This is a genomic window from Armatimonadota bacterium (genome assembly GCA_036504095.1).
In the GTDB taxonomy this organism is placed as follows: Bacteria; Armatimonadota; DTGP01; order JAKQQT01; family JAKQQT01; genus DASXUL01.
Window position 1 is genome coordinate 157,706 of sequence record DASXVS010000043.1, and the last position, 13,322, is coordinate 171,027.

The 13,322-nt window shown below is 61.8% G+C and carries 14 protein-coding genes and 1 tRNA gene; 4 read left to right on the forward strand and 11 right to left on the reverse strand.

Annotated elements, in window-relative coordinates; translation table 11 throughout:
• The first annotated feature begins 52 nt into the window (after window positions 1-52).
• Genes VGM51_09655 through VGM51_09665 form a run of 3 tightly spaced genes read left to right on the forward strand, consistent with a single transcriptional unit; the run spans window position 53 to window position 1,490 of the window.
• The gene (locus VGM51_09655; GenBank protein ID HEY3413305.1) at window positions 53-268 is read left to right on the forward strand and encodes a hypothetical protein; all 216 of its coding nucleotides are present in this window, start codon (window positions 53-55) and stop codon (window positions 266-268) included.
• Window positions 265-1,059, forward strand: a complete 795-nt coding sequence (locus VGM51_09660; GenBank protein ID HEY3413306.1) for a sigma-70 family RNA polymerase sigma factor — start codon at window positions 265-267, stop codon at window positions 1,057-1,059. The genes VGM51_09655 and VGM51_09660 overlap by 4 nt, the downstream gene beginning before the upstream one ends.
• Entirely contained in the window at window positions 1,056-1,490 is a 435-nt protein-coding gene (locus VGM51_09665) for a hypothetical protein (protein HEY3413307.1), read from the forward strand. The genes VGM51_09660 and VGM51_09665 overlap by 4 nt, the downstream gene beginning before the upstream one ends.
• An 851-nt stretch (window positions 1,491-2,341) precedes the next feature.
• On the opposite strand, the gene VGM51_09670 is transcribed toward VGM51_09665, so the two are convergent.
• The 7 genes from VGM51_09670 to fsa form a co-directional block, all read right to left on the reverse strand.
• The gene (locus VGM51_09670; protein HEY3413308.1) at window positions 2,342-3,259 is read right to left on the reverse strand and encodes a tyrosine-type recombinase/integrase; all 918 of its coding nucleotides are present in this window, start codon (window positions 3,257-3,259) and stop codon (window positions 2,342-2,344) included.
• Between the two features lie 168 nt (window positions 3,260-3,427).
• Window positions 3,428-3,503: transfer RNA gene (locus tag VGM51_09675), tRNA-Val, on the reverse strand.
• A gap of 203 nt (window positions 3,504-3,706) precedes the next feature.
• A complete protein-coding gene (locus VGM51_09680) occupies window positions 3,707-4,555 on the reverse strand; it encodes a hypothetical protein (GenBank protein HEY3413309.1) in 849 nt (282 codons plus the stop codon).
• A gap of 52 nt (window positions 4,556-4,607) precedes the next feature.
• Window positions 4,608-5,543, reverse strand: coding sequence for a hypothetical protein (locus VGM51_09685; protein ID HEY3413310.1), 936 nt, complete (start codon window positions 5,541-5,543; stop codon window positions 4,608-4,610).
• A gap of 116 nt (window positions 5,544-5,659) precedes the next feature.
• A complete protein-coding gene (gene dut, locus VGM51_09690; GenBank protein ID HEY3413311.1) occupies window positions 5,660-6,112 on the reverse strand; it encodes a dUTP diphosphatase in 453 nt (150 codons plus the stop codon).
• Window positions 6,112-7,101, reverse strand: a complete 990-nt coding sequence (locus VGM51_09695; protein ID HEY3413312.1) for an ROK family protein — start codon at window positions 7,099-7,101, stop codon at window positions 6,112-6,114. The genes dut and VGM51_09695 overlap by 1 nt, the downstream gene beginning before the upstream one ends.
• Window positions 7,098-7,766: a fructose-6-phosphate aldolase gene (fsa, locus tag VGM51_09700; protein HEY3413313.1), complete on the reverse strand. Its 669-nt coding sequence runs from the start codon at window positions 7,764-7,766 to the stop codon at window positions 7,098-7,100. The genes VGM51_09695 and fsa overlap by 4 nt, the downstream gene beginning before the upstream one ends.
• A 301-nt stretch (window positions 7,767-8,067) precedes the next feature.
• On the opposite strand from fsa, the gene VGM51_09705 reads away from it, so the two are divergent.
• The gene (locus VGM51_09705; GenBank protein HEY3413314.1) at window positions 8,068-9,795 is read left to right on the forward strand and encodes an acetylxylan esterase; all 1,728 of its coding nucleotides are present in this window, start codon (window positions 8,068-8,070) and stop codon (window positions 9,793-9,795) included.
• Between the two features lie 105 nt (window positions 9,796-9,900).
• Here the strand turns inward: VGM51_09705 and VGM51_09710 are convergent, their stop codons facing one another.
• The 4 genes from VGM51_09710 to VGM51_09725 all read right to left on the reverse strand — a co-directional run bounded on the left by VGM51_09710 (window position 9,901) and on the right by VGM51_09725 (window position 12,879).
• Window positions 9,901-10,200: an antibiotic biosynthesis monooxygenase gene (locus VGM51_09710; protein ID HEY3413315.1), complete on the reverse strand. Its 300-nt coding sequence runs from the start codon at window positions 10,198-10,200 to the stop codon at window positions 9,901-9,903.
• A gap of 128 nt (window positions 10,201-10,328) precedes the next feature.
• Window positions 10,329-11,027 (reverse strand): chlorite dismutase family protein, encoded by a 699-nt coding sequence (locus VGM51_09715; protein HEY3413316.1) that lies wholly within the window; start codon window positions 11,025-11,027, stop codon window positions 10,329-10,331.
• Window positions 11,028-11,170: 143 nt separating this feature from the next.
• Entirely contained in the window at window positions 11,171-11,902 is a 732-nt protein-coding gene (locus VGM51_09720) for a PEP-CTERM sorting domain-containing protein (protein ID HEY3413317.1), read from the reverse strand.
• Complete coding sequence (locus tag VGM51_09725) at window positions 11,899-12,879, reverse strand: hypothetical protein (protein ID HEY3413318.1); 981 nt, start codon at window positions 12,877-12,879, stop codon at window positions 11,899-11,901. Before VGM51_09725 ends, VGM51_09720 begins: the two co-directional genes overlap by 4 nt.
• Window positions 12,880-13,322 lie beyond the last annotated feature (443 nt).

Below are 13,322 nucleotides of genomic sequence, written 5' to 3' on the forward strand. Positions count from 1 at the left end.
CGACATGTATTCATGAGGGACTTGTCCCACAAGTTTCCAAAAAAGGCCTTATATGAAAATCACAACTACAACAGTCAAAGTCATGAACGCCATTGATGAGCTCAACCGACGTGGTGAGCCGACGAGCTACGACCGGATCGCCACGACTGCCAGGGTTGGCCGCGGAACCATCAGGACGGCTCTGTTGCGTTTGATCACCAACGGGATGATCGAACAGTTTACGACGTACGCCCGGCGTCAACCCAACGAATACGTGGTGATCCGATGAACGCCGTCCTGACATGCTCAACTCCAGAATATGATCTGAAACAGATCCGGTTCCGACGGGCTATCAATCGATACCGCCGGATGGGTGCCGACACTTTCGATATCGTCGGTGCGGACCACAACGTCACGGTCCAAACAGAGCTTGAGATCGCCGTCGACGAGGGATGGCTCCACGTCGACGATGATGATACGCGGACAGTCGTGCCGCTCGGCTGCAAAATCAAACCGACCATTCCGGGGTACCGCGATCTGTCCAGGGTGTGGCACTACTATCCCCAAATGGTCGAGTACGTCGCCTTCCGATGGCGGCCGATCGCAGCCAAAATGGCCCGAAGCTACATGGCCCGCGGGATACACGTATACCTAAGGTGCGAAGCGGAGGACCTGGTCGAAATGATCATGGTCAGCGCCATCCAGGCCATGGCACAACACGATCCGGACAAGAGTCTGCTCGGCTGGTACATGAAAAAGGCGATCGCCTGCGATATCAAAGACGAATTGCGGAAGGCGAACGCCAAGTGCCGCCGGAATCAGTGGGGCTGGGATGTTGAGTTCGACGATGACGCGGAGATTGAAAGTCCGGCTTGGATGTCGGCTTCTGACACGGCGATCGTCCTGCAGGACGCCCTTGCCGGGTTAAGCGAGCGCGATCAGTCGATCATCCACATGGTCGCCGAGGGTTACACGGCAGCCGAGATAGGCAAAGAGTTCGGGGTTACTGAAGAGGCCGCAGAGAAAGCTACGCAACGCGCGCGTACAAGGGCACAGATCGCACTGAAAGGGAAGCTATGAAAGTCGAAACAACCTTCGAGGTCGACCGTGTTGGGGCCTCGCTGGAATTGATATACCGGATTACCGAATGCGGCGCCAGGATCGTGATCGGACCGAAGCGGCGGATATGGGCGATCGACTCCATAGAACTCAAAGACGGGGGCGGGCAGTTCACGTCAACGATCAAGCTCGCGCGGATGCCCGCTCCGGTTAAGGAAAAACTGATGGAGGGAGTCGATCGGAACGATATGCAGATCTCCATCCTGATCAACGGGATGAGGCTCAACACGTGGGCTCATGTCGACCCTCTGACGGATGCCTGGAGAATTACGACGATGGGCGATATGGTCTGCGATCGCAAGTACATTGGGCCCAGCAAAATCGTCTACGCAATGACAGGGCGCGACTACCGGACCGATCGCGAAGAGGCGAAGAAGGCAGCAATGCTGTGAGCGCAATTCGTGCTCAAAAAATAGTTCAACTATTTTCTGGTAAGGGTGTCCACTTTTGGACCTACTTCGCGAATTGGTACTAATGAGAATGAAAGACTGGGACTCTGTTTCGGTCTGGGCTGATTTACCGGGCGGCTTCGGCCGCCCTTCTTCTTTGGTGGAATTCACGCTCAGAAAAAATAGTTGAACTTTTTACATACGATCTCTGGAAAAACGGTGAGCATGTAAGCGAAGCCAAAGATCGTCATCCCGGTCTTCAATCCGGGCGGCGAAGCCGACGTGAAGCGTTAGCGAAACAGTACGGAATTGTGACGCGGTAGCGAAGCGGACGCCAAAACAATTCCGAAGGGCCCCCGAGGGGGCGATGGAGGGGGGTGCGAGCGAAGCGAGCATTCCGAGATCTCCAAACTCTGGGAGACATGGTGTCGCCTACGGCGACAGTCCCCCCGCCAACGGGTCCCCAGGGACCCCCTGCGACTAAGCGCTTTGGTCTCCGCTTCGCTACGACGTCGCGCCGTCGCCTGATTGTCTTCGACAATTACCGGATGAGATCTCATCCGGGTCTACAGGAATCCCGGACAGGTCCTCTCCGGGATGATGAAGGTTAGGGATTGCCGACCTCATCCCGGTCTTCCGCAATCCCGGTTCCCGGAGTCCTGGCCGGCATGATGAACTTCACCCCGGTCCTCAATCATCCGGCCAGATCTCCGGATGATTGTGACGGCTCGCCAGGATGCCGATTCCGGGCACCAGGATGCCCCAGGACGGGCCTGGCGCCCCGCGGCCTCTACCGAGGCCTCAGGCCCACTGGCTCATCCCGACGGGCCGGCTAGAATGGCGCAGCCACTCCGTTACCTGGATCGAAACACGGCGTCAGCGGGGCTATGGAGCACGTGTTGGGCTTGGGCGTCCGCCTGGGCGATCAGGACGTAGCGGTTGGTCATGTGGAGTGTGGTGTGACCCAGGATCTCTTTGAGGGCGAAGACGTGCCCACCATTGCGCAGGAACATGACAGCCATGGAATGTCGAAACGTATGGGGGCTGCACCGGACCCCCTGCACCCTGGCTTTGCGGCCGAGCCGCTCGACCAGCTGTCCGAGTCCGGACGTGGTCATCCGTCCGCCCCGCTCGCTCATGATCAACGGTTCATCCATGTCGGCGGTACGCTTTCGCAGGTAACGCGTGATTGCCCGTGCCGCGGAGAGGCCTATGTAGACGGCTCGCCCTTTGTCGCCTTTGCCTCGGGCGATCCATAGTTTGTGGCCGGCCAGGTCCACGTCCGCGATCCGCATGGCGCAGAGTTCGGCCGCCCTCATGCCGGTGTCGATCAGGACAGCCACCACCGCCTCATCCCGGGCAGGGTTGTCCGAGAGTTTTGCGGCCTGGGCGAGGGCACGGATCTGCGCCTGTGAGAACGGCACAATCTGATCTACCGTTTTTTTCGGCGCCTTGATCCCATCCATCAGGTAGCCGTCGGTATGGCCCTCGGAGGACATCCAGCGGCACCACGATCGCAGGGTGGTCCAGTAGGTCCAGATCGTAGAGGGTCGGCTGTCACGCCCCGCTTTATGACTTGCCTGTCCCCATCGTCCGCCCGGTCTGGCGTCGTGGAGGTAGACCAGGAACGCCTTCACGGCGTCGGAGTCCAGGACGTCATGGTGGTACTCACGCATCCAGTAATCGAGTTGGGCAAGGGTGCGTCGACGGCTATCGATTGTCCTGTCCGACAACTGCCGGTAGCTGCACTCGACGATCCATGCGTCGCCCATCCGGCGTGCATCGGCCCAAAAAAGAGACGGTCGTTGCGAGCGTGCCCTTTGGGGAAAAAGAGACGGTTGTTGCGATTTTCCGGACATAAAAATACCCCCTGATCTGAGTGATATAAGACTCGATCAGAGGGAGTTTTAAGCACAAAATCTAACGGCCTTGCGCGGCCCTGGTGGGCGAAGTAGGACTCGAACCTACGACCGTCTCGGTGTAAACGAGATGCTCTTCCAGCTGAGCTATCCGCCCCAACCCTCTACGGCATTATACCACGCGGAATCGGCCGCCTCCAAGAGGCAGGGAGTGGGGGAGGCGGGTACGGGGATGGGGTTGGAAGGAAGCGGGCGGATCGCCATTCTGTATGCAGTGAAGAATCTCAGTGTAACGTTGAGATTCTTCACTGCGCTCAGCATGACGGGATTGCACACAATCAACCTACCCCCAACATCTTCCTACGCCGACGGCGCCGACTGCACGCGGACCTTGATGTTGGCTTCGGTCTTCAGGTTCACCTTCTGCGCGGAGTTGGCCGGATTCTGCGCTTCCACGTTGACGGTAAGCCTCAGCGTGTCGCGCTCGTCCGCTACCAGGCCGCTGGCGAGATCCATCGTCGCCAGGCCGCCGCCTTCCATCTTCCCGCTTACGGTGACGCCCGGCTCGGGGGACGGGTTCTGAATCGGTTCGCAGATGATCCTCAGCACGCGCGCCACAGGCGTTGCGTCCATCAGGTCCAGCGCCACCAGTTTGTTGTTCACGGTCATTTTGGGCTGCGTGTTGTCGACGGGGGACTCGACCTTGTCTTTCCACGTTTCGCCGACGGCCACGGGCTGGCTGGGAAGCGCGGCCTCCTTGTCGAAGACTGTGTTGAGAAAATCCTCGCCGGTCATCGGTGCGGGAACGCCGTCCTTGAGTTTCGGGGCGCCTGAGACATCGCGAAAACGACCGTCTCGGGTGAGGGTCGCCTTCACGTCGGCGTCGGCGCCGTCCGGGGCAGGGGTGTCGGCGCCGTTCACGGAAAGCGCCTGCTTGACGGTGTGAATCTTGACGGCGTACGAGCCATCCGGGTTTACCGCGTCCACCACCATCTCAAAAGTGCCGCTGGATTTCGTCGTCGTTTTCTTCGGCTCAAGACTCTGTATGGTTGTTGTGAGGATGGTGTCGCTCACGATTTTGAACGTCCGCGTCTGCCCGGCCTTGAGGCTGATGTCGAGGCGAACGGGTCCGGTGGGAACGTCTTGCGCGAGCGCTGCACCGGCGCACACTGCGAAAGCGGTGGCTGCCCAGTAACCAATTGATTTCATACCGGTATTCCTCACAAACGGTTGGGCGCCGGCGCACCGGCCGCCCCGGAGACTATTTCCTTGCGCCTTTTGCGGGCGCCTTTTTGACGGGGGGCTTAGCCGGTGTCTTCACGACTACCGCCTTACGCTCCAGCACGACGGACTCGATGTGCGACGTCATCACCATGTCCATGGAAATGTTCATCTTATCACCGTTGCCGGACGGGTTCTGCCCGGTGACCGTGAGTGTCATGTGCTGGGTAGAGAGGTCGTCGAGCGGCGCGCCGGAGTTGACCGAGACCTGTGAGAGGCCGGAGCCCTTGATCGTCCCGGCGATGTTCATCGGCATCGGCTGGGTCATCGTCATGTTCAGCGGGCCGGAACTGTCGTGCTGAATGCGGACGATCTGATCGCCGTTCTGATGATCGATGCCCAGGACCTTGCTGTCAACGGTAATCGAGGACTTGCCGGTGGCGTCGAAGGGCAGGGGGACGACGGTGGACCAGGTGTCGCCGACTATCACGGCCTTTTCCGGCAGGTTCATCAGGTTGCCAAGGACATTGCTCATGCTCTGCCCGGGAGACATCCCCATGCCCAGTCCGGAGGATTTCGGCTGATCGTCCGTCGGCTTGAAGGCGCCGGTCTTGCTGAGGATGCCCTTAATGGTCATGCCGTCCGTGCCGCTGGGCAGGTTCATCGGGGCGCCGTTCATCGTCGTCTTCATCCCGCCGATCTTGTACCGCGCGGCCCACGTGCCGTCGTCGTTCTGCTTGTCGACGATGAGTTTGGCGTAGGCGGTGACGCCGATGTTCAGTGGCATATTCTGCCCGGAACCGGGGAGAGTCATTGTCCCCTTCTGGTCCACGCTGATCTTGTACGCGCGGATCTGGCCGGGCGCCAATTTGAGCTCAATCTTGACCGGTGCAGGCGCGGCGGGAGTGGCGTTTTGTGCCTGGGCGATGCCGGAACAGGCCAGGATGCCCACGGACAGTAAAGCGCGCAGTTTCATTCTCGTCTCCTTGATATGTATAGCGGACGGGTTGCCGGGCGAAACGCCCGCACATGGATTGTACGCCTCAGGTGGCGGCGGGTTTCAACAAGTCCTGGCGGCACGCTTCGGCGGTGTCACCCCGTATGGCCGAACCCGCCGTCTCCGCGCGCGGTCTCCGGCAGAGCGTCGCGTTCATCCCACGCCGCGTGGGTCACCGGGGCGACGACCATCTGCGCGATGCGGTCTCCGCGCCGGACGGTGAACGGTTCGGTTCCCAGGTTCGCGAGTATGACGCCGACGGCGCCGCGATAATCCGAATCGATGGTGCCGGGGCTGTTCAGGCAGGTGACCCCGTGTTTCAACGCCAGTCCGCTGCGCGGCCGCACCTGTGCTTCATACCCTTCCGGCAACGCTATCCGGATGCCCGCCGGTATGAGCGCGCGCCCGCCGGGCGTGAGCGTGATTTCGGTCTCGCACGCGGCCAGCAGATCCATCCCCGCGGCGCCGGCCGTCGCGTACGACGGCAGCGAAAGCCCGGCGCCTTCCGGCGTGCGCGAAATTGGTATCGATATCCCGGGAGTCGTCATCACGAGGCTTTTCGCAGGATGCCGTGCCGCAGAGCCAGGCCGACCGCACCCATGACGCCCACGCGATCGCCGAGTTTGGCGGGCTCGATGGTGAACGTTCCTTTGTAGTCGGGCATCAGGCGGGCATCCACCGAGCATTGCGTCGGTTCGAAAAGAAGATGGCCCACCTTTGTGATGCCGCCGCCCAGCACAACCACGCCGGGGTTGAAACTCTGGACTACATTCACGATGCCGATGCCGAGATAGTCCCCTGTCTCGTTCCAGATCCGTTTGGCGAGAGGGTCGCCCGCGTTTGCGGCAGCGGCCAGTTCGCGTGTCGTCAGCGGCGAACCCTCGGGCACGTATGTCATGATCGAGGATTTTTCGCCCGCTTCCATGCATTCAACGGCGCGACGGACGATGTTCTTCCCGTTGGCGTAGGCTTCCAGGTGGCCATAGCAGCCGCAACCGCAGAGCGCGCCGTTGAACGGCACGATTATCTGGTGCCCGAACTCGGCGGCGTTCCCGTCCTTGCCGTGCAGGATCCGGCCATCCTGGACGAAGCCGCCCCCGATACCGGTGCTGATGGTGAAGTAGACGACGAACCGATGACCGACGCCGGCGCCAAAGAGCGCCTCGCCCAGGCAGGCGGCGTTGGCGTCGTTCTCAAGCACAGTCTGGCAGCCGAACTCATCGTGCAGTTGGGCGATGAGAGGATAGTTCTCCCAGCCTGGCATGTTGGGGGTCGAAAGGATGACGCCGCGGCTCTGGCTCAGCGGGCCGGGCGACGCAACCCCCAGAAAAGCCAGGCTGTCCGGGCCGCCCCCGGCCTCCGCAAGCGTCGCCTTGACCATCGCGATAATGTCCGCGACAACCGCGTTCGGGCCACGCTTCACGTCCGACGGCTGCCGGCGCTCCGCGAGGATATTGCCGTCGAGATCCGTCACGCCGACGGCGAGTTTCGTCCCGCCGATATCGACGCCGGCGATGAGGGTGTTGGAGTCGGTCACTTGTTCTTCGTGTCCTTCAGGGCCTTCTGCGCCTTTTCCCAGTCGGCGTTGAACTTGGAGATGCCGATGTCTGTCAGCGGGTGATGGAACATCTGCTCGAAGATCTTGAAGGGGATAGTGCTGATGTCCGCCGCGACTTCGGCTGCCTGGGTGACGTGCAAGGCGCTGCGAATGCTGGCGGCGAGTACCTGGCTCTCGAATCCATAGTTGGCGAAAATCTCAACGCACTGGCGAACCGTGTCCATTCCCGAGCCGCCGAGGTCGTCAACGCGGCCCAGGAACACGCTCACAAACGTGGCGCCGTTCTTCGCGGCGAGGATGGCCTGGTTGGCGCTGAAGACGAGGGTGACGTTTGTCTTGATGCCTTCCTGGCTGACGACCTTCAGGCATTTCATGCCTTCCTTGGTCATCGGGATTTTAACGTGGACATTTGGGTGCCATTTCGCGATTTCGCGGGCTTCCTTAATCATGTCCTCGGCGAGTGGCTGCACTGTTTCGGCGCTCACAGGGCCATCGACGATGTCGCAGATCCGAAGGATGTGGGTCTTCAGGTCCACGCCCTCTTTCGCGACAAGGCTGGGGTTCGTGGTGACGCCGTCCAGAACGCCCCAGCTGTTGGCTTCCACAATTTCGGCCATATTGGCCGTGTCGACAAAGAGCTTCATATCCTAACCTCCATGGTTCGATGCCCGGTTCAGACTGAGTACAAACCCATTCTAGACGACGCGCGAAGGCACGCGATTGTGAAACCGCGAAAATGGGAGGACATTCCCATCGAAATGAGCCGCGTGTCGTGGTATCCTGAACGTACCGGGGCACGAGCCGGAAAGGCGGGGAACGATACATGACTGGCTCCACGTTATGCCCGCCATTGCGCCCGCGCTCGGCCAACGGACTGGTGAATGATGACTGCTTGATGAGAAGAGAGGAGAGTTGGGGGGCCGCCATTACCCCGTCGTGCAGACTATGCTGATCAGATTGTTCGCGCTTGCGGCCCTGCTGCCGCTCATCGCCGCCACCGTTGCGGCGACCCCGTCGAGGCCCTTTGCCGCTGTTCCATTTTCGGCCGGCCGCTGGTGGGAAAAAGCCCCGTCCGTGCCCCTCACCCTGGCAGATGGTTCAACGCTGGGGAGCCTGTCAATTGCCTGGGATGCCGAATCCGTTTACGCGCACCTCACCGGCGCGGCTCAGGAAGGCACCCTGAGCCTCCAGTTCACCGGCGCAACCCGCAAGATGGCGCTGAAGGACGGCGTTGTGGACTTCACCCGCACATGGAAGTCTCTCGGTTTGCCTCCGGGTGAGCGGAATGCACTGGTCCCGCTCAATATCGGATTCGCCCGAAAGGGCGGGCCTGAAACGTGGATTCCGAAGGATCCTCTCGGCTTGAACACACTCACCTGGGGCGTGGTGGTGCTGGACTCCTCCGCCGCCCCGACGGACTGCGCACCGACACTCACACGCCCATTCCGGTTCCGCTTCGACCCGACCGGGGGCCATCCCGCGCTCATCTTCGAGCCGGAGCCGATCGCCGGCCTGTGCCTTCCGGTTGATGTCACGTTCACGTCGGTCGGGGCCAGCGACACGATCGTCCGCCATTTGCGCACCGCAGGCGGGCCGGCGCGTTTCGAGGTGGAGGCGCTGCCCGGGAACCGCGCAGGCAGCGTGACGCTGCGGCCGGTGGGTTACTCAGACCCCGGCAGCGTGGCGGAGTATCGCAGTCTTGCGGTGGGCACCAAACTGGAGACGTATCGCGGCGCGCCCGGTTGGGAAGAACCGAAAGACTGGGCGGCGCACTGGGAGAAGGCCAGGGAGGAACTGGCCGCCGTGCCTGCGAATCCCCGGATCACCGAGGTCGAGGGCCGCGCAACCCGGACCGGGAAGCTGTACAAGGTCGTACTGGATTCCATCGACGGCGTTTCGTTCGCCTGCTGGTATTTCGTCCCGAAGGATGTGGACGTCCTGGGCGGTAAATCGCCCAGACGCTACCCCGCCATCCAGGTGATGCCCGGTTACGGGGCCGAGGAACCGCCGCTCGACCGGACAGCCGACGGCTTTATCGTTCTGAGCGTGAATCCGCGCGGACACGGCCCCTCCAACGCGTTCTGGAAGCTGCCAGACGACCATCTGTCATGGAATATCACGGAGCCCGACAAGTACTACTATCGCGGCGCGTATATGGACTGCCTCCGCGCCATCCAGTGGCTGATGACGCGGCCGGAGGTGAATGCTCAGTCGGTTGGCGTCGAGGGGAGCAGCCAGGGCGGCGCATTTGCTTTGGCCACCGCGGCCATGGAACCGCGAGTGGCTGTCTGCTCCGCAAACGTCCCGTTCCTCTGCGATTGGCCGGACTCCGTCCGCCTGACCACCCGGGGAGGCTTTTCCGGCTTGCGTTCGCGGTTCGAGTCGCAGACTGAAGAGGGCGCGGCCATCCGCAAGACCATCGGCTACATCGATGCGGCCTTCATGGCGGGACACATAAAATGTCCGACGCTCATCAGCGCCGGAGAAATGGACCGCACCTGTCCCCCGCAGGGCGGCGCCGCCGCGTATAATCGCCTGCCAAAGGGCACACAGAAGCAACTGCTCATCGTACCCCTTCGCGACCATGAAGTGATGCCGGAATGGCGCGCCGCGACTTCGAAGTGGTACGCACGTTGGCTGAAGAAACCGGTGGAAGCGCTGACAACCCCGTAGGAGGAGTTCCGAGTTCCGGGCTCCGAGTTCCGCGACCCGGAACCCGGAACCCGGAACCCGGAACTCGGAACCCGGAACCCGGAACCCGGAACTCGGAACTGGATACTATGAACCCTGCAGGGCGCCGTAGGAGACCGGGTAACCTTCCCGGGTTATCTTGACTCCCATATCACGCTCAACAGCCAGAACCTCTTGCATCAGCGGGCTCTCCCGGTAGGCCTGGCAGGCCTGCTGGTTTTCCCATACGATGATCGTCACGTCGTCACCCTTCTCCGGACGCACATAGTGCACGATTGCCAGGACACCTGGAAAAGCCTTCACGCGTGGGAGGATGCGTTGCAGTGAGCCCTCGACCTTCGCTGCTTCCGCGGGATTCACCTCGCCGGATGTAACTGTGACGTACATACCGTCCACCTCCTTGAACGGCGTGTACCCACGGATTCGCGAGTGGTAAACCGGTGCGGGATCCGTTCAAAGAACCGGACGGGCGGAAAGTCAGGTTGGAACCCGAAACCCGGAACCCGACCCTGACGCTACGCCAGTGACGCCAGGATGTCGCCGATGTCCTGGCGCACGCACGTGAAGATGGGGGTGTCCCGCAACGTGAAGAGGCTGCTTTCCGTCTCGCGCAGGGCCATCACCAGATCGAGGAAATCACCGGGTTCGTTCGTCTCGAATGCGACCACGAACTCCTGGTCGTCGAGCCCGAACGAATACGTGGTGTTCAGTTTCACGGACGGAAAGCGGTGCCCAACCGCGATGTGCACGTCCATCGCTTTCTGGCGCTCTTCCTTGCTCAGCAGATACCACGGCCGCGTTTTGAGGAACGGGTAGATGAACAGGTATTTTCGCGTTCCCGGGTTGAGCGACAGCCGGCGTCCCTCCTGGCCCGGGTGCTCGTGCTTGTCCACGTAAACGCTATGCTTGGTCTGGCTGAGGAAAGCATACGGCGAGGTGAGGTAACCCGCGAGCATCGTGTGGTTCAGCCTTGCCGTGTGAGCCTGCAAAGCGTCCGTGTCGTAAGCGATGCGCCACATCATGAAGTCGACTTCGGCGCGCAGGCCGACGAGGCTGTATGTGAACAGCATCTTGTCGTCGCCGCCGGTACCCATCGCATCCGCGTATTCACGGAGCGCCTCGTCTTTATCGGCCCTGGGAAGGCGCCGGAACGCGGGATCGAGGCGGTGGAACGAGAAGTGTACATACTGTCGCTTGTTCTGTTGAAGGTCCATTGGGTTGTCCGGGTGAGGAAATCGATTGCCGGCACGGCTGACGCAGGAGTCAGCCGCCTGTCTTTGCTACCTCCCGGAACACAACGGAGGAGGTGCCGGTTCCAGTAGCCACCGGCACGGCCACCCGCGTCCCGACACCGCGTTCAGGCGGACTTGCGGCGTCGGATCAGGGCAAGAAGCGGCAGGGCGCCGACGGCCAGCAAAGCCACGGAGCGGGGTTCGGGAATAGACTGGCTGGAACCGCTCCGCCACCAGAAGGGCACGAACAGGCGATGGCTGCTCACGGCGCTGACAGGGACATCCGCGAACGCCGTTGACAGCGGAAGCTCGTACGGCGCTTCAGACAGGAATCCGGACTCTGTTTCATACGGAATTACGAGGCCCGCGTAACGCCGCCTCGACTCGGAACTCGGCTTGACCTTCGCCACGCGGTAAGGCTTGGGCACGAATTTGAGGTGCGAGAGGAACGGGTTGCCGCACCGGGAGTGCAGCACCGGTGTGCCATCGCGAAGCGCGATCACGCGCTGGCCCTTGCGCATCGTCTTGAGTTTGGCGTATTTCCGGCCGTCCTTGCCGGCCATCCAGACGGTATACGGGCGCGTGGCGGGGATCACCGCTTCCACGAGGCCGGTGCGGAAGTAGGTCATCAGGTCCTGGCGAGACATGTGGAAGTGGTTGGCGTAACGGTCCTGTAGCTTTGGGCTCCCCTCCAATTGCTTCATCACACCCTGGACCGTGCCCGGCTGTTTCGGCAGGAAGGAGTAGGGCGGCGATGGCAGCGCCTTGGCCGGTCGCGCGCCCACGACAGTCTTAGCGGAAGCTGGAGACGCTGCGCACGAGGCTATCAGCGCGAAGGATATCAGTGCGCGATTCATGGTTTGCCTTCCTTGAGTTCTCCAACAGCGCCGGGACCGATTGCGGCGCCCGGCGTCTCAAACGGCACGGTCTCGGTGGATACGCTCGCGGCCGAAGGCACCTCCAGCGCAACCCTTCGCGCGGCCCCGATGCGGCCTTCCTTGTCCGTGCCCCACACCACTAACGTGATCGCGCCGGGGAGTAGGCCGGGAATACCCGGGGCGTTGCGGCGAAGTTTGATGCGGGTTGCGGTCGGAAGAATATCGGACTTGTGTATCTGGTTCCCGCCGCGGTAAAGCGCGTAGATGAAACCTTCCGCCGGGCCGGGTCCGCTGACGGCGAATATCACCGGGTCGGCGATCCGAACCGGGCTTCCCTTCGCGAGCGCGGCCTTGCCGGCGGGATCGTCGCACGAGAGCGAGACGGAGGGACCGCCCTGGGCCGGCGGCAATGTCAGGACCGCGGGGTCCGGCGTGCTGGCAAGCGGCTCGACAATGGGGGCCTGAGGTGAGGCGCCCGGTGCGTGCGGATCGATGAAAAGCGTTACCGTTGCCGTCGCTGTGTGCGGGTTGCCGCCCTGCGTCTTGGCCCAGGCTTCCACGAAATGGTAGCCATCTTTGAGCGTGCCGGTGTCCAGTTGGGCGCTCCACGGCGCTGTCGTGCGCCGGCTGATTTCCTCATTGTCAACGCGAACACGGGACTCGGCGAGGTCGGCTCCGCCGAGGCACACGAAAACATTGAGAAGGACCTTGTCGCCCTTGTAGATGGGAAGGTCCGAACGCCAATAGGAAAAACCTAGTCCCGTGCGGTACGTTCGCAGTTCGCCCGATGGGGTTCGCACCTCGGGCACAACCGCAACGCCGGGAACGTAATCTTCCGAATGCGCGGTGCCGGCAGAACACAGCAGTGCCGCCACGGCGGGCACCACTCGAAGGGCGCGCGGGGACACGCGGCAGTTCAGCATCTTCACTACGCGGCCAGGTCGCGTACGTAGCATAATTCCACCTCCCTGGCACCGGCCAGGTTCAACTGGAGCAGAGCAAACACATCAAGGCCCATTCTTGATGTATGCCTGCTACCTCTCATTGTACAAGATTCGTGCCATCCGCCTCACAGCCGCTCAGTTCGTGCGGTAGGGCACACGACTTTGACCAGGTCTTTGCGACCCGACGGGGCGGCGGCAGGTGTATTGGCACGAAATACATAAATCCATGTGTACTAATTGTCGGATTCCGGGAGATCGAAACATATGTATGGATCAGAGCTCTTGCTTTGGCCCACGCAGAACCCTGCCGGCAGGCGTCAACTTGGTCATTGACTGCGGCGGTGCGCGCGTTGTTCTATCTGGGGGCGACGGGCCGAGGAGGCAAGGTTGCGAGTGGGAACGGGGAACGTGCCGACCCGGCGGCGCGCGGGCGAATTCGCTGCGAAGGAGAGTGC

Coding starts and splice junctions, on each gene's coding strand:
- VGM51_09670 (HEY3413308.1), bottom strand. CDS start 3,259: ATGGGCGACGCATGGATCGTCGAGTGCAGCTACCGGCAGTTGTCGGAC.
- VGM51_09660 (HEY3413306.1), top strand. CDS start 265: ATGAACGCCGTCCTGACATGCTCAACTCCAGAATATGATCTGAAACAG.
- VGM51_09715 (HEY3413316.1), bottom strand. CDS start 11,027: ATGGACCTTCAACAGAACAAGCGACAGTATGTACACTTCTCGTTCCAC.
- VGM51_09705 (HEY3413314.1), top strand. CDS start 8,068: ATGCTGATCAGATTGTTCGCGCTTGCGGCCCTGCTGCCGCTCATCGCC.
- VGM51_09685 (HEY3413310.1), bottom strand. CDS start 5,543: ATGAAACTGCGCGCTTTACTGTCCGTGGGCATCCTGGCCTGTTCCGGC.
- fsa (HEY3413313.1), bottom strand. CDS start 7,766: ATGAAGCTCTTTGTCGACACGGCCAATATGGCCGAAATTGTGGAAGCC.
- VGM51_09710 (HEY3413315.1), bottom strand. CDS start 10,200: ATGTACGTCACAGTTACATCCGGCGAGGTGAATCCCGCGGAAGCAGCG.
- VGM51_09665 (HEY3413307.1), top strand. CDS start 1,056: ATGAAAGTCGAAACAACCTTCGAGGTCGACCGTGTTGGGGCCTCGCTG.
- VGM51_09680 (HEY3413309.1), bottom strand. CDS start 4,555: ATGAAATCAATTGGTTACTGGGCAGCCACCGCTTTCGCAGTGTGCGCC.
- VGM51_09720 (HEY3413317.1), bottom strand. CDS start 11,902: ATGAATCGCGCACTGATATCCTTCGCGCTGATAGCCTCGTGCGCAGCG.
- VGM51_09725 (HEY3413318.1), bottom strand. CDS start 12,879: ATGCTACGTACGCGACCTGGCCGCGTAGTGAAGATGCTGAACTGCCGC.
- VGM51_09655 (HEY3413305.1), top strand. CDS start 53: ATGAAAATCACAACTACAACAGTCAAAGTCATGAACGCCATTGATGAG.
- dut (HEY3413311.1), bottom strand. CDS start 6,112: ATGACGACTCCCGGGATATCGATACCAATTTCGCGCACGCCGGAAGGC.